The sequence below is a fragment of the Polaromonas sp. P4_H1 genome (genome assembly GCF_056400945.1).
On sequence record NZ_JBFUKG010000013.1, the window covers coordinates 31,909 to 51,437 of the forward strand.

The following is a 19,529-nucleotide window of genomic DNA, read 5'->3' on the forward strand; positions in this document are numbered from 1 at the left end:
CCTGCCTGATGGGGCCACTTTCCACTTTCCACTTTCCCCGGGGCAACCCCCTTCGGGATATTGCCGATCTCAGGCGCGCTGAACACTCAGCATGCGCGATATGGCCTGTGCCGCCGCAAGCAGTTGCGGCAGCATGGTTTCCTGCATCACCTTGGCACTGGTCCGGTTGGCCTGGCCGCTGATGTTCAGCGCCGCCACCATCTGGCCGGCCCGGTTGGTGATGGGCGCTGCCAGCGACACCAGTCCTTCCTCGAGCTCCTGATTCACCAGCGACCAACCCTGTTTGCGAACCTGCGCAATCCGGGCCGCGATCTCCTTCACATCGATCGCGGTGTACTTGGTTCGGGCCGTCCGGTCCGAGCGTTCCAGGCACTCCATCAACTCGGCTTCCGGCAATGCGGACAGCAGCATGCGACCCATCGAGGTGCAGTAGGCGGGCAGCCGGGAGCCGATGCCCAGGCTGATGCTCATGATCTTGTGTGTGGGCACGCGCAGCACGTAGACGATGTCGGTGTCGTCGAGCACCGCTGCCGAGCACGATTCCTTGACCTGCGCAACCAGCGCTTCCATCACGGGCTCGGCGAGGTCCCAGATCGGCATGGACGAGAGATAGGCGAATCCCAAATCGAGAATGCGCGGGGTCAGGCTGAACAGCTTGCCTTCGCTGCGCACATAACCGAGCGACTCCAGGGTCAGCAGGATGCGGCGGGCGCCGGCGCGGCTCAGCTCGCTGCGCTGCGCCACTTCGGTCAGTGTCTGGCGCGGGGCGCTGGCACTGAAGGAGCGGATGACCTGCAATCCGCGCGCAAAGGATTGCACATAGCCGTCGCCGGGTTTAAGGTCTGCGATGCGTGTGGAGGCGGGATTTGCCATGGTTGAAAAAATCTCCTAGAATTCATTATACGAACTCTTGTTCTAATGTCGAACAAAATCTGGTGGATCGGAAACTCTGCCTGAATTCGCGGCTTTGCGCGCCCGGTCACCCGGGCGCTACTCTGGCGTGTTGCCTGTTTCTGCCCTGTTGCCCTGTTGGAGACAATTGAATGATCAACAAGATTGCCCGCTCCATCGCCGATGCGTTGGCGGATGTGAAAGACGGATCAACCATCCTGATCGGAGGTTTTGGCACCGCCGGTATTCCCAATGAACTCATCGATGGCCTGATTGCGCAGGGCGCCAAAGACCTGACCGTGGTCAACAACAACGCGGGCAATGGCGAGACCGGGCTGGCGGCGCTGCTGAAGGCCGGGCGGGTGCGCAAAATCATTTGCAGCTTTCCACGCCAGGCCGACAGTCACGTGTTCGACGGGCTTTACCGCGGCGGCAAGCTGGAGCTGGAACTGGTACCGCAGGGCAATCTGGCCGAGCGCATTCGCGCAGCCGGTGCGGGCATAGGCGCATTTTTCTCGCCCACGGGTTACGGCACGGAGCTGGCCAAAAATCCGGATGGCTCGGCCAAAGAAACCCGCGAGATCAACGGCAAGCAGTACGTCCTGGAGATGTCGATTTACGGCGACGTGGCGTTGATCAAGGCGGAGCAGGGCGATCGTTGGGGCAACCTGACGTACCGCATGGCGGCGCGCAATTTTGGCCCGGTGATGGCCACGGCTGCGGCAAAAACCGTGGCCACGGTGCACGAGATTGTCGAGCTTGGAGCGCTCAACCCCGAGCACATCGTGACGCCCGGCATCTTCGTGCACCAGATTGTGAAGATAGACCGCGTGGCAACCCGGGCAGGCGGCTTCAAAAACGTAGCCTGAATCTGTTGCGATCATTTGCCATCATTGACCAGCCATCCGGACGGAGCAACCCATGACCTACCAGAAACGCACCAAAGACCAGCTTGCCGCCCGTGTGGCGCAAGACATTTACGAAGGCGCCACCGTCAACCTCGGCATCGGCATGCCGACGCTGGTGGCCAACCATATCCCGGCCAGCCGCGAGGTGCTGTTGCACAGCGAAAACGGCATTCTCGGCATGGGCCCTGCGCCTGCCGAGGGCGCGGAAGACTATGACCTCATCAACGCCGGGAAACAGCCGGTGACGCTGCTCAAGGGCGGCTCGTTTTTTCACCATGCCGACAGCTTTGCCATGATGCGCGGCGGCCACCTTGATATTTGCGTGCTCGGTGCGTTCCAGGTGTCGGCCACAGGCGACCTGGCCAACTGGCACACCGGGGAAAAGGAGGCGATCCCCGCCGTGGGCGGCGCGATGGACCTGGCCCTGGGCGCCAAGCAGATCTGGGTGATGATGGACCTGCTCACCAAAAAGGGCGAGAGCAAGGTGGTGGCGCAATGCAGTTATCCGCTCACCGCCATTGCCTGCGTCAAGCGCATTTATTCGGAACTCGCCACGCTGGCGTGTACGCCGCAGGGTCTCAAGCTCATCGACAAGGTCGAGGGCCTGACGCATGGCGAACTGGAAAAACTCGTCGGCTTGCCGATAGCCGTTTGATTTTTGTTTGATTTTTTAATTAACCAATCCGTTCGGGCTTGAAGGGCCCAGGTCCTGCTCAGGTCCTGTATTGAACGGAGATTCAGGAGACATTGCATGAACCAGGCTTTTATCTGCGATGCCATTCGCACCCCCTTCGGCCGCTACGGCGGCGCCTTGAGCAGCGTGCGCACCGACGACTTGGGCGCGATCCCGCTCAAGGCCCTGATGGCGCGCAACCCCAACGTCGACTGGCAACTGGTGAGCGACGTGATCTTCGGCTGCGCCAACCAGGCCGGCGAAGACAACCGCAACGTCGCACGCATGTCCAGCCTGCTGGCCGGCTTGCCGCTGGAGCTGCCCGGCGCCACCATCAACCGCCTGTGCGGATCCGGCCTGGACGCCCTGGGCACGGCCGCCCGCGCCATCAAGTCGGGCGAGGCCCACTTGATGATCGCCGGTGGCGTCGAAAGCATGAGCCGCGCGCCGTTCGTCATGCCCAAGGCCGAGAGCGCCTTCGGCCGTGCCAATGCGGTGTATGACACCACCATCGGCTGGCGCTTCGTCAACAAGCTGATGAAGGAAAAGTACGGCGTCGACGCCATGCCAGAAACCGCCGAAAACGTTGCCGTCGACTACAAGATCAGCCGCGAAGACCAGGACAAGATGGCCCTGGCGAGCCAGCTCAAGGCCGTGGCGGCGCAAAAGGCCGGCTACTTCGATGCCGAAATCACGCCCGTGACCATCGCGCAGAAAAAGGGCGATCCCATCGTGGTGGCCAAGGACGAGCATCCGCGCGAGACCTCGATGGAAACGCTGGCCAAGCTCAAGGGCGTGGTGCGCCCCGACGGCTCCGTCACCGCCGGCAATGCCAGCGGCGTCAACGACGGCGCCTGCGCACTGCTGCTCGCCGACGAGGCCAGCGCGGCCAAAAACGGCCTCACACCCAGGGCCCGCATCGTCGGCATGGCCACGGCCGGCGTGGCGCCGCGCATCATGGGCATAGGCCCGGCGCCGGCCACGCAAAAAGCGCTGGCACTCACCGGCCTGACGCTGGCGCAGATGGACGTGATCGAGCTCAACGAAGCCTTTGCCGCACAGGGCCTGGCCGTGCTGCGCCTGCTCGGTTTGCAGGATGACGACTCGCGCGTCAACCCCAATGGCGGCGCCATTGCGCTGGGCCACCCGCTCGGCGCCAGCGGTGCCCGCCTGGCCACCACGGCCGTCAACCAGCTGCACAGGGGCGGCGGGCGCTATGCGCTGTGCACCATGTGCATTGGCGTGGGGCAGGGCATTGCGGTGATCCTTGAGCGGGTCTGATCGACTTGCCCTTGGGCCGTCATTGAACGGCCAATGAGCTGCCATGTCACGGTTTGATTTGCTATTTATTTAATAGCAATCTGCGCATTTCTCTTTCTATTGGACGTCAGGCGTCCGAACCCTGTTTTATTTCCGGAATTCAGAGCTAATTCATAGTTACAAGGAGACAGTCATGCCTTTCAAATTCTCTGTAGCACGTCGCACCCTGGGCCTCGCCGCACTCGCGCTGGCTGCTGCCGGCTTGCTGCCGGCCACGGCCGGCGCCCAGCAGTTTCCGACCAAGCCGGTGCGCATCATCACGCCGTTTCCGGTGGGCGGTGGTCCCGACGGCGTGGCGCGCCTGGTGGCCGACAAGCTGTCACGCGCCTGGGGCCAGCCGGTGGTGGTCGAGAACCGGCCCGGCGGCAACGGCTTCATCGCGATCGACGCCTTCAAGCGCGGCAGCAAGGATGGGCACGACCTGATCGTGCTCGACAACGTGCACCTTGCAGCGTATCCGTCGTTGTTCAAAAAGCTGCCGTACGACGCAAGCAAGGACTTTGATGCGCTGCTGCCGCTGTTCAAGACCTATTTCTTCTTCACCGTGCCGACCACCAGCAAATACAAGTCAATCGCTGACCTGGTTGCCGATGCCAAGGCCCACCCCGGCAAGCTGGACTACGGCTCCTGGTCGGTCGGCAATCCGGTGCACCTGGGATCGGAGCTGTTTGAGTCCGCAACCGGCACGCAGATGGAGCATGTGATTTACAAGGAAACCACCCAGCTCTACACCTCGGTCTCCACCGGCGAACTCGCCTTCGCGCTGGGCAGCAGCGCCACTGCGGGGCCGCTGCAGCGCGCGGGCAAGCTGCGCTTCCTGGCGGTGGCGGCACCGAAGCGTGTGGCGGCCTTCCCGGATGTGCCTACGGTCGGTGAATCCGGTGGTCCGCAGGGCTTCGAGGTCACCGGCTGGAATGCGATGGCGGTGCCCAAGGGCCTTCCTGACGCCGTGAGCGACAAGATCAAGCGCGACATCGAGAAGGCGCTGGCCGAGCCCGACGTGCTTGAGAAATTCAAGAGCTTTGGTTATGAGCCCTTCCCGCAGACGCGCGAGCAGTTCAACCAGTTCGTGCAGAGCGAAACCCGGCGTTTCGGCGACGTGATCCGCAAGGCGAACGTCTCGCTGGACTGACAGGCCCTGCCCGGCGTCTGCTGCTTGTGTCTTCCACCGGACCTTCGGGTCGTTGATTGGGAAAGTGCCAGCATGAACCACCTTCGTACAGGACGCCGTAGCCTGCTGCTGGGCGCGCTCGCAGCGCTGGGCGCTCCAGCGTGGGCCCAAAACGCCAAAGCGATCAAAATCGTCGTGCCTTTCGCACCCGGTGGGGGCAACGACGTGTTCGCCCGCCAGATGGCAAAAAGCCTGGGCGAGTTGCGCAATCAGAGCGTGATGGTGGAAAACAAGCCCGGCGCCGGCGGCAACCTCGGCACGGAGCAGGTCGTGCGCAGTCCGGGCGATGGGACCACGCTATTGCTGGGGCACTCGGGCACGGTGTCGATCAACCCGGCGCTGTACAAGCAGCTGAAATACGACCCGCAGAAAGACCTGGCGCCGGTCGCCATGTTTGCCTCGTCGGCCCTGGTGCTGGTGGTGCCAGCCTCGTCATCGGTGAAGACGGTGGCCGACCTGCTGGCGCTGGCCAAATCACAGCCCGGCATTCTCAACTACGCGTCCAGCGGCAGCGGCACGGGCGGCCACCTGACGGGCGAGATGTTCGAGCAGAAGAGCGGGGTCAAGATCGGCCACATTCCGTACAAGGGCACCGTCCCCGGCCTGACGGACCTGATCGGCGGCCAGGTGCAGATGATGTTCAGCGTCATCCCGCCGGCGCTGGCGCTGGTCAAAAGTGGCCGCCTGCGGGCCGTGGCGGTCACCGGCAGCCAGCGGCTTCCCTCGCTGCCCGAGGTGCCCACCATCGCCGAGTCCGGTGTGCCGGGCCTGGCCGGATTCGAAAGCACCCTGACCTACGGCATCCTTGCGCCCCGCGGCACGCCGGAGGCCACCATCAGGGAGCTGTCAGGGCAGATGCTCAAGATCGCCGCCTCGGCCGATTTCCAGTCCCGGCTGGAGGTGGAGGGCGCGGTACCCCTGCTGGGCGGTCCCGCCGACTATGCCGCCCTGATCAGGAAAGAAAGCGCCAAGTGGGCCGAGATCGTGAAAGTCTCCGGCGCGACGGTCGAATGAATCGCCGTCCAGGATGAGGCGCTTGATGGTTGCCGGCCCTGTAACATCGGGCCCCATGGCGCCGCCTTCCCACAACACTGCATTAGTCTCACCGCTCTCCTCAGGGCCCCGCGCGCCATCGTGTTCGTGCGGCCGGGCCTGAAAGCCATGCCGCCGTGAGTTTCCCGCTGATCACCGATCCGTTTTTCTATGCGGTGGCCGTCCCTGCGGTGCTGATGCTGGGCATCAGCAAAAGCGGGTTTGGCGCGGGCTTTGGCTCACTGGCGGTGCCGGTGATGGCGCTGGCCGTGACGGTGCCGCAAGCTGCCGCGATCCTGATGCCGGTGCTGTTGCTGATGGACCTGCTGGGCCTGGCCGCCTTCCGCAAGGATTTCGACCTCAGGTTCCTGCGCTTCCTGATTTCCTGCGGATTGGTGGGCACGGTGGTGGGGGCGCTGCTCTTCAAGGCGCTGGATGCCAGGATGGTGGCCGGCATAGTGGGTGTGTTCACGCTGCTGTTTTTGGCGCAGCGCCTGCTGTTTCCGCCCCGACCCGACAGCGCGCCGCCACCCCAATGGCTGGGGGCCCTGTTGACGGTGACCTCGGGCTTCACGAGTTTTGTGGCGCATGCCGGCGGGCCGCCGTTGAGCGCCTATGTGATTCCGATGCGCCTGAGCCCCCTCAAGTTCACCGCCACCATGGCGGCCTTCTTTTTTGTGATCAACCTCTCCAAGTGGATTCCCTACGGGCTGCTGGGTCTGCTCGACCTGCGCAACATGGCGACCTCGCTGGTGCTGCTGCCGCTCGCTCCGGTCGGCGTGTGGATGGGCGTGCGTCTGGCCAGACGCATCAGCCCGGTGCTTTTTTACCGGCTGCTGTATGTCGGCATGCTGCTCACCGGCTGCAAGCTGGTCTGGGACGGACTGCACTAGGTGTAGTTGAGCCCGAGGTTGTTCCAGGAGGCAGCATGACCCGGCTGGATGCGTAGCGGCGCGACCGAAGCGGCTCCGACCCGCACCTGAAGCGCGTCGGCGCGAGGCGAAAATTTGGGCGGCCCCACGTCACGAGCACGCCCGACCGTGCACGTTTCGCCGATGGCACCGCACCAGGCCGTCAGCAATCAGGGAGGGATCCCTCGAAGTGCCGGTCTGCACGGAACATGGCGCTGCCATGACGCACACTTCACTGGAGCTCGGCGAGCAGCGCCTTGGCCTCCTGCAGGTCCGCGGTGTCGAAGCCTTCGGTGAACCCGCCGTAGCTCTCGCCCAACATCTGGCGGGCCTCCGCCGGCTTGCCCTGCTGCCGCCACAGCCGGCTTAAGGCCATCGCCGCGCGCAGCTCCAGCGATCGGGCGCCCTGCCGGCGAGCAATCGCGATCGCCTTCAGGAAGCAGGCTTCGGCTTCGTCCCGGCCGCCGGCGCCCGCCCCCTCGCGGCTCGGCTGCAGCAGCGTCAGCTCCCCCTTGAGCCGATACAGCTCCGCCTCGTACACGCGCTCTTGCGTTCGGTCCACCATGGCCAGCGCCTCGGCCAGCGTCTTCAGCCCTGCCTCGGCTTGCCCCGCTTTTCCGTAGGCTTCGGCCAGCAGCGCCAGGAAATGCGGCCTCCAAAGTTCCGCCCCGGTGGCCCGATAGGCGCTCAAACCCTCTTGCATCCTTTCGATGCCTTCTGCTGTGCGTCCCTGCTCGGCCAGCGCCCAGCCCGAGAGGATGATTCCGTAAGCCAACCAGAACGGGAAGCCGTGCTCGGTCGCGAGGGCGAGGATGGCCTGCGCCAACTCGCGCGTCGGCTGCGCCTCGCGGCGGTGCAGATGAAGCTCGGCGGCAAAGATCAAGGCAGTGGCCGAGACAGGAGGGTGGGACAGGGTCTGAGCCAGAGCGAGCGCCGCCTGGCTGCGCGCCAGGGCTTGGTCCGGATAGCCGAGCAGCCACAGGTCCAAGGCTGCGAAGGCCAGCCCCGCCACGCCGGGCTCCGACCCATAAAAGACGGCAGGCGAGTAGTGCTGCCCAGGGTCATAAAGGGCTAAGACCTGCTCCAGTTGCGCTTGGGCGGGGACCAGCTCGCCGAGACTGAGCAAGCTGGTGCCCAACGCCCGATGGGCTTGTACGAGCAAGGCAGGGTCTTGCGCCTTTTGGGCCATCGTAAGGAGTTGCTCCCCCAACTCGCGTGCGGTCGGCAGTTCCCCACGGACTTGATAAAACGTGCGCAGCCCCACCAGGGCAGGGAAGAGCTGGATCGTTTCCCCGAGCTGTCGACACAGCATCAACGCCCGGGTATAAGTTGCCTCCACTTCCGGGGCAGCGTGCCCCTTGGTGGCCATCCAGGCCGGACCGAGGGTGATCAGGAGTGCGAGTTCCTGCCTGGCGCGCTCCGGCGCATCGGGCAGGGTCTCAAGCAGGGCCAGGGCCGTGGTGAGGTGGGTGACCGCTTCGGCATCGGCGGAGCGCTGCACCGCCTGGCGCCCGGCGCAGTGGAGGTATTGCACCGCCTTCGGCGCGTTGCCGCTGCGGCTGAAATGATGCGCCAGCTCGCTGCAGTGCTCCTCGAGCTGGGCGCTGAACAGGGCCTCAATCGCCTGGGCCGTGCGCTCATGCAGCGCACAGCGCCGCTCGCTCAGCAGCGAGCCGTAGCTCACCTCCTGGGTCAGCCCATGCTTGAAGCTGTACTCCACCTCCGGAAACGCCGGCTGCTCGTAGATGAATTCCCCGGCCTGCAGCTGCGCCAGCAGGCTTTTCAGCGCGTCTTCGGGCTGCTGGGCGACGCGCGCGAGCAGGCTCCAGGGAAATGCTTTGCCGATCACCGCCAGGGTCTGCAGCAGCGCTTTCTCGGCCGTCCCCAGCCGATCGATGCGGGCGGCCAGCACCCCCTGCACAGTGGTCGGGATGTGCAGGGCGGTCGGGATCCGCTCGATACGGTAATGCCCGTGCTCGCCGCGCAGCACCTGCTCCTCGATCAGCGTCTGCACCACTTCCTCGATGAAGAAGGGGTTGCCTTCGGTCTGTTCCAGGATCAGGTGCTCGAGCGGGGCGAGCCCGGCGGCGTCGCCCAGCAGGGCTCGCAGCAGTTCCTGGGCCTCGTCTTTTCCCAGGGGATCCAGCCGCAGCTGGGTGTAGTAGCTCCTGTGGCCCCAGTCGTGCCGGTACTCGGGCCGGTAATTGACCAGCAGCAGGATGCGGGCGTTGGCCACGCTCTCGCCGAGAAAGCCGAGGAAAGCCTCGGTCTCGCTGTCGAGCCACTGCAGATCCTCGACGATCAGCTCGAGCGGCTGGGCCATGCTCTCGCGCACCAGGAGCCGCTTGATCGCCTCGAAGGTGCGCTGCCGGCGGATCTGGGGGCTCATCTGCGCCAGCGTCGAGCCCGGCTCGGCGAGCCCCAGCAGCTGGAACAGATAGGGCAGGCTGCCCTCCAGCGCGCGGTCCAGGGTCAGCACCTTGCCGGTGAGCTTCTCCCGCCGCCGGCGCTCGTCGTCCTGCGCGGTGATCTGGCAGTAGTTCTTCAGCAGCTCGATCAGCGGCAGATACGGATAGGCCTTGCCGTGCGAGACCGAGAAGGTTTCCAGCACCAGGCAATCGGGCGGCGCGCGCAGCTTGAACTCGTGGCACAGCCGCGACTTGCCGACCCCCGGCTCGCCGACCACGCCGACGATCTGGCCGTGCCCGGCCTGCGCCAGCGCCCGTGCTTCGCGCAGTTCCTCGAGCTCGCGGGCACGGCCGACGAAGCGCGCCAGCCCGCGGCTGGCCGCCACCTGCAAGCGGGTGCGCAGCGGGCCAAGACCGAGCACTTCGAAGACGGCGAGCGGCTCGGGCAGCCCCTTGATCGGCGTCGCGCCGAGCGCCTTGACCGCGAAATAGCCCTCGGTCAGCTTGTGGGTATGTTCGCTCGCGACGATCGAGCCGGGCACCGCGATGCTCTCCATGCGCGAAGCGATGTGGATCGTGTGTCCCACCGGGTCGTAGTCGGTGTGCAAGTCGTCGGTGCGGATTGCGCGCACTACCACTTCGCCGGAGTTGACGCCGACGCGGATCTGCAGCGCTATCCCCTGGGCCAGGCGCACGCGGTCGGCGTAGCGGCGCATGTCCTCTTGCATGCGCAGCGCCGCATAGAGGGCCCGCTGCGCATGGTCTTCGTGCGCAATCGGCGCGCCGAACAGCGCCAGGATGCCATCGCCCATCGACTTGGCCACATAGCCTGCGTAGTGATGGACGGCGTCCATCATCAGCGCCAGCACCGGGTCGATCAGGCGGCGGGCGTCTTCGGGATCGAGGTCGTGGATCAGCGCGGTCGAGCCGGCCATGTCGGCGAACAGCGCGGTGACGGTTTTGCGTTCACCGTCCGGTGCGCCGCGGGCCTCCATGGCCGCCTGTGCCGCCAGGATGCGCTCGGCCAGGTAGGGGGGCGTGTAGTCGATGGGGGCGCTGGCCGCAAGCGCCGAGCCCAGCGCCGCGTTCGGGGCCGGTCCGCCGAGCGGCGCGCCGCATTCGCTGCAGAACTTGGCGCTCGCGCTCGCCTCGTGTCCGCAGGCCGGACAGGCACGCGGCAGCCCGGCGCCGCATTCCTCGCAGAACTTGGCGCCTGTCGGATTCTCGAACCCGCAGCTTGCGCAGCGCATAAGGCTTACCCCGCCTTCGGGGTTTCAAGGTGCAACAGTTCCTGAATTTTATCAGGGCAGGCAGCTCGCCGGGCTTGTCGCCCAGGGACTGCAGGCCGTCACCAGAATTATTTCTTTCTTGCCATCAATGTGGTCAAAATTCAACCAACGCCAATACCTTTCCTGTTCGAGGAGCGCGGCATCATCGATGGGAAGGGCATGGGCGCGCTGTATAGCCGGTTCCTGGCCGGCAGGCGCAGTGCGTTGCCCGAACGATGGCCGGGCGCTGCAGCGTGATCGGACAATGTCATCGGGGACGTGGCTGGACTCAACACCGAGGAGGTTTACGATGGCTACGAAGAACACAAAACGGCCGAGCGTGCGCAAGCCTATCGCGCTCGCCCTGCAAGGCGGCGGAATGCACGGAGCGTTCGCCTGGGGCGTGCTCGACCGATTGCTGGAGGACGGCCGGCTTGAAATTGAAGGCGTCAGCGCGACCAGCGCGGGTGCGATGAACGCCGCAGTGCTGGCCTACGGGCTGCTAAAGGGTGATTCCGAAAGCGCGCGCCAGGCGCTGCACGATTTCTGGCGCGCTATTTCACAATCGGCAGAGCGCTACAGCCCCTTCCGCCAGCTGCCATGGTTAAAAGGAGGCCACAGCTTCGGGTTGGACCACTCGCCCTTGTACCTGATGGCGGACGTGATCCTTCGCATCCTGTCGCCGTACCAATTCAATCCCCACAACATGAATCCGCTGCGCGAGATACTGCAGCAACAGGTCGATTTCGACGCGTTGCGCCAACATTGCCCGATCCAACTATATCTCTGTGCCACCAATGTCGAGACCAGCAAAATACGCATCTTTTCGGGCCAGGACATGTGTATCGATGCGGTACTTGCTTCGGCCTGCCTGCCAACCCTGTTCCAGGCGGTAGAGATCAACGGCGAACATTACTGGGACGGTGGCTATGTCGGCAACCCGGCCATTTTCCCGCTGATCTACCACTGCAGCACACACGATGTGGTGGTGGTCCATATCAACCCGATTGTGCGCCCCGGCGTACCGACCAGTCCGGCCGACATTCTCAACCGCGTCAACGAAGTGAGCTTCAATTCGTCACTCATGCGTGAGATGCGTGCGATCGCCTTCGTCACCGAACTGATCCAGAAAGGCAAGCTCGATCGTGGCGAGATGAAGGAGGTGTTGATCCACTCGATCCGGTCCGACCAGACCATGGCCGCGCTCGGTGTATCGAGCAAGTACAACGCCGACTGGGACTTCCTCTGCTCCTTGCGTGACAAGGGACGGATTGAGGCCGAGGCGTGGCTCGAGGAAAACTACCACCACATCGGCCAGCGCTCAAGCATCGACATCGGTAGGGAATTTCTTTAACTAGAAAACGGTGATTGGATGGGTCCGAATGTGCCGTTTGCCGGTCGTGCAGTCGGATGCAGCGCTTTTTTAAAATTCAAATACCTGGCCATGTTCAAGCATTCCTGGCTGATAGGCCTTCAAGGCTGCGGCGACTTCCAATGCGGTTAGCGCCCTATCGCCTGGCTTCATATGGGTGATGAAGATTTCCACAGGAACGCGCAGCTTGCTGATCTCCTCGGCCAGCAAGGCGGGGCACAGGTGCTTGGAGGCCATGGCGATCGCGTAGTCGCGGTTGCAAAATGCGGTCTCGATGATCAGATAACGCAGGTTGCTGATGCCGTTGACAGTTTTCCACAGGGCATCGTTGGGACCGGTATCACCGGTAAACACCAGGCTCGCGGCACCACTGTCCAGACAGTAGCCGACGGCCGGCACCAGGTGATTGGCGGAGAGTGCGGTGATTTTGCGTCCGGCCAGCGACACGGTCTCGCCTCGGCTGATCTCGCGATACTGCAGATAGGGCGCCTCAGGCCGCGGCAGCATGGTGAAGTCAGGCCAGATGCAATTGTTGAAAACGTGGACACGCAAGGCATCGAGCGTCTCCCTGGTGGCGTACACCGTCAATGGTGTGTTACGCCTATAGCCGACCGTATCGACCAGAAAAGGAATGCTGCAAATATGGTCCAGGTGCGAGTGGGTGACGAAGACGTGGTCAATGCGCACCATTTCGTCCAAGGCAAGATCACCGACGCCAGTACCGGCATCGATCAGCACGTCGTCGTCGAGCAGCATGGCGGTTGTGCGCAGGTTCGCGCCGATTCCGCCGCTACACCCCAGAATTCTCAGCTTCATACGGATAAACAGATAAACGTATACGCCCGGATAGGAAATCCAGCTGCCTGAGTGCAAGTATCGTAGCCGTTGGCCCAGCCGGCAAGCGCCGATTCCCGTTTGCGAAACCTGGTTTGTGCGAGAGACAGTGGCCTGAATAGGGTGTCTCAGGCTCCAGGTGTTGAGTTGCAATAGATTGTTCCGATTGAGTCGGGAGGCTGGGAGGTCCGCATGATCAGGCCAACCTCGCCACGCCCAACGGGTGCGAGCGGCAACAGCAGGGCGCCCCAACTCCGGGCCGGCTCTGCGTTGCAGGCTAGAATCGTTTTCGTTTCCAGACGTATCCCTGCGGCACGTTTGCTCCCTCCTCACTGCGGCCCTTTTTAATTCCCTCATGAGTCTCAAGAAGCTAGGTCGATACGATCTCATCCGCGTGCTCGGCAAGGGTGCCATGGGGCTGGTATACGAGGGGCGTGATCCCAATCTGGACCGCCGGGTGGCGATCAAGACCATCAAGGTTGAAGACCTGTCGGAAGAGGAAGCCGCTGAATATGAGGTGCGCTTTCGCACGGAAGCGCGCTCGGCCGCGCGCCTGCAGCACCCCAACATTGTCAGCGTGTACGACTCCGATCGCGATGGCGACATGGCCTATCTGGTCATGGAATTCATCCACGGCGATGACCTCAAGCACCACCTGGACAAAGGCAAGCTCTATACGCTGGCGCAGACCCTGGGCATCATGGGCGACCTGCTGTCGGCGCTCGACTATGCGCACCGGCAGGGCGTCGTTCACCGCGACATCAAGCCCGCCAACCTGCTGATCCAGGGCAATGGGCGCGTCAAGCTCACCGATTTTGGTGTGGCCCGCATCCAGGATTCGAGCGAAGCCACGCGCACGCAGGGCACCATGGTGGGCACGCTCAAGTACATGTCGCCAGAGCAGGTCCAGGGCCGGCCGGTTGACGCCCGGGCTGACCTGTTCGCCGCCGGCATCGTGCTGTACCAGCTGCTCACGGGCAAGCGGCCATTTGACGCCGATACCGACTTCGCCATCATTCAGCAGATCGTGGGTCACACCGCTGCGGCGCCGACCTCCTTCAACCCGAGATTGCCCGCCGCCATCGACGCGGTGGTGGCCCGGGCTTTGGCCAAATTACCGAGCCAGCGTTTTGCGACGGCGCGGGAATTCAATGCCGCCCTGCAGGCGGCCACCCGCGAAGCGGCTGACCCGGCGGTGGTTCCGCCTGCCAGCCCGGCCAGCTCCGCAAGCAGTTCCACCTGGACGGGCACCCTGCATCCGGGTGAAGCCCTGGTCGGCCTGCAGTCGGGCACCAGTACCGATATCCCCATCGTGACGCAGGAGCTGGAGTTGATCTACTGGAAAGAGATCAAGGACTCCACCGATGCCGAAGATATCCGGGGCTTTCTCGCCAAGTTTCCCGAAGGCATCTACGCCAGCCTGGCACGTCGCCGCCTGAGAAAACTCGGCGAGCTGGCCGGTGAGGATTCGGATATCGGTTTGGATGCCGGTCTGCGGTCGGATGTGGGCACGCCGGTCATGCCGCTTTCTCCTTCTGCCACCCAGATGGACAAGACCGTGCCCGAGTTCAGAGACCGGTCTTCTGGCACGGCTGATACCGCCCCGAGCCCTGCCGACATGCACGCCAGGGAGCCTGGACAGGCTGCCGTGCAAACTGCGCGGCCGCCACCCGTGCAAGGTGACGACACGGTGCCTGCACGGGCCGCAAAAGTTGCGCCCGCCGCGCCGGCATCCCGGCGCCTGACCTGGGCCATTGTTGGCATGACGGGCATCGTGGTGCTTGCGGCCGGCATCGGCTTCAAATTGGCGTCGGGCCCGGCTGCGCGGCCTGCAGTGCAGTCTGCCGCACCGGCCAATACCGGTGTTCCGGTTGCGGCAACGCCGGCAGCACCAGCACCCATGGTGCAAGCCGTAGCCGCCCAGCCCGATGCGCCCGCTGCGGTAGAAGCAGCCCCGGCGGTGGTTAAAACACGGTCGAATGACAAAGGCAGGCCGGCCCAACAGGCTCAGGCCAAAACCGAAGGGGCGGCGACCGCCCCCCCGCTGACGCGCGATGCAGCCACCGCTCCCGACCCGGCGGCACCTGCCCACCCACGGCAATTCTGTGAAGGCCGCAACCTGGTGACTTTTGAGATCTGCATCGCGGTGCAGTGCGCCAGGCCGCTATTTGCCAGCCATCCGGTCTGTGTGGAGCGGCGGGCCCTCGAGCAGCGAAAGCGGGAGTCCGAGCAATCGCTCCGGTAGTCCGTCCCCAGCTCCCGCATGCTACAAAAACAGTAGCTGCATGTGTTCATTGATAAAGTTGGGTTGAAGCGATTTTTCCTTCAAAGTCAGCCGTGCCAGTCCTGAGGCCGGGGCTGCGCCGCTTGCGCGCGCTCCTGCGCCATCTGTTCTTCCAGCTGCAGCCGCCCCTGCGTGGCCACGGCGATGAGCTTGGTGCGGTCCTTGCGGTGCGGGTACATCTGCTCAAACAATTCGAGGTTGTGCTGGCGAAAGCGCATGGCGGTTTGGCGGGCTTCGTGCGGCGGCTGGCCCAGCAGCTCGAGTACGGTGCGGGCGCTGCGCAGGCTGGACTCAAACACCTCGCGCTCGATGCGCATCACGCCGCGGTCGCGCAGGGCATTCCAGTGCGTCACGTCGCGCGCGCGGGCCACGATCTCCAGATGCGGAAAGTGCTCTTTCACCAGGTCCACGATCTTCAGCGACTGCTCCATGCTGTCCACCGATAGCACCAGGATTTTGGCGCTGGCGGCACCGGCCGTGCGCAGCAGGTCCAGCCGTGTGGCATCGCCGTAAAACACCCGGAGGCCGAAGGCGCGCACGGTTTCCACCATGTCGGCGTCGTGCTCCAGCACCGTGGCTGGAATGCCTTGCGCCAGCAGCATGCGGCCGACGATCTGACCGTAGCGGCCAAAACCGGCAATGATGATGGGCGCGGCCTGCTGCTCGGAGATTTCTTCGAGCTGGGGCGTGTTGCAATTGGCATAACGCGGCAGCAGCAGCTTGTCGATGGCCACCAGCAGGAGCGGGCTGACCAGCATCGACAGCGCCACCGCACCGATCAGCAGCGAAGCGGTTTCGGGTGCAAACACCCGCGCACCGGCAGCGGCCTGAAACACCACAAAGGCAAATTCGCCGCCTTGCGCCAGCAGCAGGGCAAACACCGGGCGCTCCTGGTAGGGCAGCTTCATAAGGGTGGCCAGGCCGTAGATCAGCATCAGCTTCAGGCCCAGGAAACCCAGCAAGATGACGGCCATCAGGCCCGGCGACTTCATCAGCACGCCAAAGTCAATGCTCATGCCCACGGCGATGAAAAACAGGCCCAGCAGCAGGCCCTTAAAGGGCTGAATATCGGTTTCCAGCTCGCGCCGGTACTCGCTTTCGGCCAGCAGCACGCCCGCCAAAAAAGCGCCCAGCGCCATCGACAGGCCCACCAGCTGCATCAACGCGGCAATGCCGACGACCAGCAGCAGCGATGCGGCGGTGAAGATTTCTGGCGTGCCGCTGTTGGCAATCCAGCGCAGCAGCGGGCGCAGCAGCAAGCGGCCGCCGAGAATGATGCCGCCGATGACTGCTATGATTTTAAGAGCTTCAATCGCTTTGTGGGATTGGGCTACGGCTTCGTTTTCGCCGGCCACCGCACCCAGCAACGGCAGCAGCGCCAGAATCGGAATGGCCGCCACGTCCTGAAACAGCAGAATAGAAAACCCGGCCTGTCCGCTGGACGTGGGCATCAGGTTGCGCTCGCCCATGGTTTGCAAGGCGATGGCGGTGGACGACAGCGCCAGGCCCAGGCCGGCCACCAGCGCGATCTGCCAGCTCACGCCAAACGCCATGGCCGCGCCGGTCAGCAGGGCGGCGCAGCCCAGCACCTGGGCGCTGCCCCAGCCAAAGATGGGCCGGCGCAAATTCCACAGCCGCTTGGGCTCCAGCTCCAGGCCGACGAGGAACAGCATCAACACCACGCCGAATTCGGCAAAGTGAAGAATGTCCTGCACATTGGTGACCAGGCCCATGCCCCAAGGGCCGATGGCAATGCCCGCGGCCAGGTAGCCAATGATGGAGCCCAGGCCGAATTTCTTGGCGAGCGGTACGGCGACAACGGCAGCTGCCAGGTAGATGAAGCTGTTGGTGAGCCAGGCGGGGGCGTGTTCCATTAGCGGGTGATTCCTGCGTTTGTCGTTGTACCTGCGTCCTTGCTTTCCGGGTCCGCTTCGATGCTGGCCTCGTCCCTGGGCAAGCGGTCTTTCGTGGGCACTGCGCAGGCGGGGTATTGTTCGAGGTCCTCGAGCTCGGGCCAGTCGGGGTAGCTTTGCAAACGCTGGCTGAAGATGGCCAGGTGCTGGTCGACGGCCTCCGCGCTGACCCGGTGCGCACCGTGCAGCACCATGGGCGGCAAAAACCGCATGCCGCACAAAATGGCGCTTTGCTCATAGGGCGGCAGGAAAGCATCGAAAAAATAGCGGTTGTAGCCTTGGGGATGGTAGGAAGTCTCAGGCCCGCCGGTGGTCGCCACCAGCCATAAATCCTTGCCTTCAAGGGCGTGTCCGCCTTGGCCATAGGCCCAGCCATACGTCAATACGTCGTCCAGCCAGAGCTTTTGCAGGGCGGGCATCGAGTACCACTGGATGGGGTGCAGCAGCACCACCAGCCGGGCCTGCGCCAGCGCGGCCTGCTCCCTGGCGACGTCAATGGCGTAGTCGGGGTAACTTGAATACAGGTCTTGCACCTGCACGCGCGGCAGCGCCTTGGCGGCCTCCATCAGGGGGCGATTCACCCGGGATTCACGCCACGCCGGATGAGCCGCGATGACGTAGATGTCGGTATTCGCAGCCTGATGGCCGGCGCTGTCCGCCATGTGAGGGTTTGTGAGAACGGTGTCCATGCCGTTACCATAGCGGAAAAGCAAGCATGGAACTTGCACCCGTATAAGTTCTTCAGCACCAGAGGAGAGTTGTATGCCCGTGGTCGTGATTGCCAATCCAAAGGGGGGCGTCGGCAAGTCGACGTTGGCCACCAACATTGCCGGCTACCATGCGTCGCAGGGCCATGCGGTGATGCTCGGGGACGCCGACCGGCAACAGTCCTCGCGGCTGTGGCTGGGTTTGCGCCCGCCCGCTGCGCGCCCCGTCGCGACCTGGGACCTGAATGCAGACCTGATCGCCAGACCGCCGCGGGGAACCACCCATGTGGTGCTGGACACACCGGCCGGCCTTAACGGCTGGCGTTTCAACGACATCGTCAAGCTGGCCGACAAGGTCATCGTGCCGCTGCAGCCCAGCGTGTTTGATATTTTCGCCACGCGCGCCTTTCTGGACGAGCTGGCCGAGCACCGCCATGCCGGCAAGATGCAGGTGGGCGTCATCGGCATGCGGGTGGACGCCCGCACGATTGCCGCCGACAAGCTGCGCGACTTTGTGGAAGGCCTGGGGCTGCCGGTGCTGGGTTATCTGCGGGACACGCAAAACTACATCCATCTGGCCGCCCGGGGGCTGAGCCTGTTTGACGTGGCGCCCAGCCGCGTCGACAAGGACCTGGAGCAGTGGCAGGGCGTCTGCCGCTGGCTGGACGAGTAGGCGGGCAGGCGGGGAGGGGGCTTGTCGCTGATCCGACAAGCACGGTCCCCTGCAGCCGCTAAAGTCGGGCCATGAAGACCTTTCAAACCCTGTCCGAACTGGCGGCCTGTACCGGCCAGGAAGTCGCTGTCAGCGAGTGGCTCACCATCACGCAGCAGCAGGTCAACCTGTTTGCCGAGGCCACGGGCGACCACCAGTGGATCCACGTTGACCCCGAAAAGGCTGCGGCCGGCCCCTTCGGCGGACCCATCGCGCATGGGTTCCTGACGCTATCGCTGCTGCCGCGGTTTTTTGAGTCATCGTTCGAGGTCATTGGCTCGCGCATGGGCGTGAATTACGGCCTGAACAAGGTTCGTTTCACGGCTCCGGTGCCCGTGGGCAGCCGCCTGCGTGCCCGCATGAAGCTGCTGGCGGCCGAGCCGATCGACAACGCCGGCATGCAGATGACCTGGGAGGTGACGGTGGAACGGGAAGGCTCGGACAAGCCGGTGTGCGTGGCCGAATCGCTGGTGCGGCGCTACCCCTGAAGGGTGGCGGCTGGGGGTGCGCCTCAAAAGCGTCTCAATTCACAAGCAAAAGCCGCTCAATTCAAAGCCGGTCAGTTGCGGGCCAACTCGCCTTGTCCGCCGGAAGCAGGACTCTGTGCCCCGGCAAACCCGTTTTGCCGCCACGCCTCAAACACCGTGACCGCCACGGTGTTGGACAGGTTGAGGCTGCGCTGGCCGGGCCGCATGGGAACCTTCAGGCGCTGTGCCAGCGGAAAGGATTCCCGTACTTCGGGCGCCAGGCCCCGGGTTTCAGCGCCAAACACCAGCCAGTCGCCCGGCAGGAAACGCATGTCGTACACGCTGCCGGCGCCTTGCGTCGTCAGGGCGAAGAGCCGTGAGGCGGGTGGTTGCTCGCTATCCAGCAGCGCCTGCCAGCTCGCATGGCGCAGCACCTGGGCGTACTCGTGGTAGTCCAGCCCGGCGCGCCGCATGTGCTTGTCGTCCATCGAAAAGCCGAGCGGCTCCACCAGGTGAAGACGGCAGCCGGTATTGGCCACCAGGCGAATCACATTGCCGGTATTGGGCGGGATTTCGGGCTCGACGAGAACAATATTGAACATGGCTCGATTGTCGTTGCTAGCCGGGTACGACATGCAGTGAGCCAACGTGGGGGCCG

General features: G+C 64.1%; 16 protein-coding genes. 10 read left to right on the forward strand and 6 right to left on the reverse strand.

Annotated elements, in window-relative coordinates:
- Positions 1–69: 69 nt before the first annotated feature.
- Positions 70–873 (reverse strand): IclR family transcriptional regulator domain-containing protein, encoded by an 804-nt coding sequence (locus AC1DS5_RS17045; protein ID WP_477719438.1) that lies wholly within the window; start codon positions 871–873, stop codon positions 70–72.
- Between the two features lie 170 nt (positions 874–1,043).
- Between AC1DS5_RS17045 and AC1DS5_RS17050 the strand changes: the two genes are divergently transcribed.
- The 6 genes from AC1DS5_RS17050 to AC1DS5_RS17075 all read left to right on the forward strand — a co-directional run bounded on the left by AC1DS5_RS17050 (position 1,044) and on the right by AC1DS5_RS17075 (position 6,888).
- Positions 1,044–1,760, forward strand: a complete 717-nt coding sequence (locus AC1DS5_RS17050) for a 3-oxoacid CoA-transferase subunit A (protein ID WP_477719439.1) — start codon at positions 1,044–1,046, stop codon at positions 1,758–1,760.
- Positions 1,761–1,812: 52 nt separating this feature from the next.
- Positions 1,813–2,454: a 3-oxoacid CoA-transferase subunit B gene (locus AC1DS5_RS17055; protein WP_477719440.1), complete on the forward strand. Its 642-nt coding sequence runs from the start codon at positions 1,813–1,815 to the stop codon at positions 2,452–2,454.
- Between the two features lie 96 nt (positions 2,455–2,550).
- Complete coding sequence (gene pcaF, locus AC1DS5_RS17060; protein WP_477719441.1) at positions 2,551–3,753, forward strand: 3-oxoadipyl-CoA thiolase; 1,203 nt, start codon at positions 2,551–2,553, stop codon at positions 3,751–3,753.
- A gap of 172 nt (positions 3,754–3,925) precedes the next feature.
- Positions 3,926–4,924, forward strand: a complete 999-nt coding sequence (locus tag AC1DS5_RS17065) for a Bug family tripartite tricarboxylate transporter substrate binding protein (protein ID WP_477719442.1) — start codon at positions 3,926–3,928, stop codon at positions 4,922–4,924.
- A gap of 72 nt (positions 4,925–4,996) precedes the next feature.
- Positions 4,997–5,977, forward strand: coding sequence for a Bug family tripartite tricarboxylate transporter substrate binding protein (locus AC1DS5_RS17070; RefSeq protein WP_477719443.1), 981 nt, complete (start codon positions 4,997–4,999; stop codon positions 5,975–5,977).
- A gap of 155 nt (positions 5,978–6,132) precedes the next feature.
- Entirely contained in the window at positions 6,133–6,888 is a 756-nt protein-coding gene (locus tag AC1DS5_RS17075; protein ID WP_477719444.1) for a sulfite exporter TauE/SafE family protein, read from the forward strand.
- Between the two features lie 250 nt (positions 6,889–7,138).
- On the opposite strand, the gene AC1DS5_RS17080 is transcribed toward AC1DS5_RS17075, so the two are convergent.
- Positions 7,139–10,564, reverse strand: coding sequence for an adenylate/guanylate cyclase domain-containing protein (locus tag AC1DS5_RS17080; protein ID WP_477719445.1), 3,426 nt, complete (start codon positions 10,562–10,564; stop codon positions 7,139–7,141).
- Positions 10,565–10,892: 328 nt separating this feature from the next.
- On the opposite strand from AC1DS5_RS17080, the gene AC1DS5_RS17085 reads away from it, so the two are divergent.
- A complete protein-coding gene (locus tag AC1DS5_RS17085) occupies positions 10,893–11,936 on the forward strand; it encodes a patatin-like phospholipase family protein (RefSeq protein WP_477719446.1) in 1,044 nt (347 codons plus the stop codon).
- Positions 11,937–12,005: 69 nt separating this feature from the next.
- Here AC1DS5_RS17085 and AC1DS5_RS17090 read toward each other — a convergent pair whose 3' ends face one another.
- Positions 12,006–12,770, reverse strand: a complete 765-nt coding sequence (locus tag AC1DS5_RS17090) for a 3',5'-cyclic-nucleotide phosphodiesterase (RefSeq protein WP_477719447.1) — start codon at positions 12,768–12,770, stop codon at positions 12,006–12,008.
- Between the two features lie 373 nt (positions 12,771–13,143).
- Between AC1DS5_RS17090 and AC1DS5_RS17095 the strand changes: the two genes are divergently transcribed.
- A complete protein-coding gene (locus AC1DS5_RS17095) occupies positions 13,144–15,033 on the forward strand; it encodes a serine/threonine-protein kinase (protein WP_477719448.1) in 1,890 nt (629 codons plus the stop codon).
- A gap of 86 nt (positions 15,034–15,119) precedes the next feature.
- On the opposite strand, the gene kefC is transcribed toward AC1DS5_RS17095, so the two are convergent.
- Both kefC and kefF read right to left on the reverse strand, forming a co-directional pair.
- A complete protein-coding gene (gene kefC, locus AC1DS5_RS17100; protein ID WP_477719449.1) occupies positions 15,120–16,946 on the reverse strand; it encodes a glutathione-regulated potassium-efflux system protein KefC in 1,827 nt (608 codons plus the stop codon).
- Complete coding sequence (kefF, locus tag AC1DS5_RS17105) at positions 16,946–17,674, reverse strand: glutathione-regulated potassium-efflux system oxidoreductase KefF (protein ID WP_477719450.1); 729 nt, start codon at positions 17,672–17,674, stop codon at positions 16,946–16,948. Before kefF ends, kefC begins: the two co-directional genes overlap by 1 nt.
- A gap of 73 nt (positions 17,675–17,747) precedes the next feature.
- On the opposite strand from kefF, the gene AC1DS5_RS17110 reads away from it, so the two are divergent.
- Positions 17,748–18,365, forward strand: coding sequence for a nucleotide-binding protein (locus AC1DS5_RS17110; protein ID WP_477719451.1), 618 nt, complete (start codon positions 17,748–17,750; stop codon positions 18,363–18,365).
- Between the two features lie 71 nt (positions 18,366–18,436).
- A complete protein-coding gene (locus tag AC1DS5_RS17115) occupies positions 18,437–18,892 on the forward strand; it encodes a MaoC family dehydratase (RefSeq protein ID WP_477719452.1) in 456 nt (151 codons plus the stop codon).
- A 71-nt stretch (positions 18,893–18,963) separates the two neighbouring features.
- On the opposite strand, the gene trmL is transcribed toward AC1DS5_RS17115, so the two are convergent.
- The gene (trmL, locus tag AC1DS5_RS17120) at positions 18,964–19,473 is read right to left on the reverse strand and encodes a tRNA (uridine(34)/cytosine(34)/5-carboxymethylaminomethyluridine(34)-2'-O)-methyltransferase TrmL (protein WP_477719453.1); all 510 of its coding nucleotides are present in this window, start codon (positions 19,471–19,473) and stop codon (positions 18,964–18,966) included.
- Between the last annotated feature and the right edge of the window lie 56 nt (positions 19,474–19,529).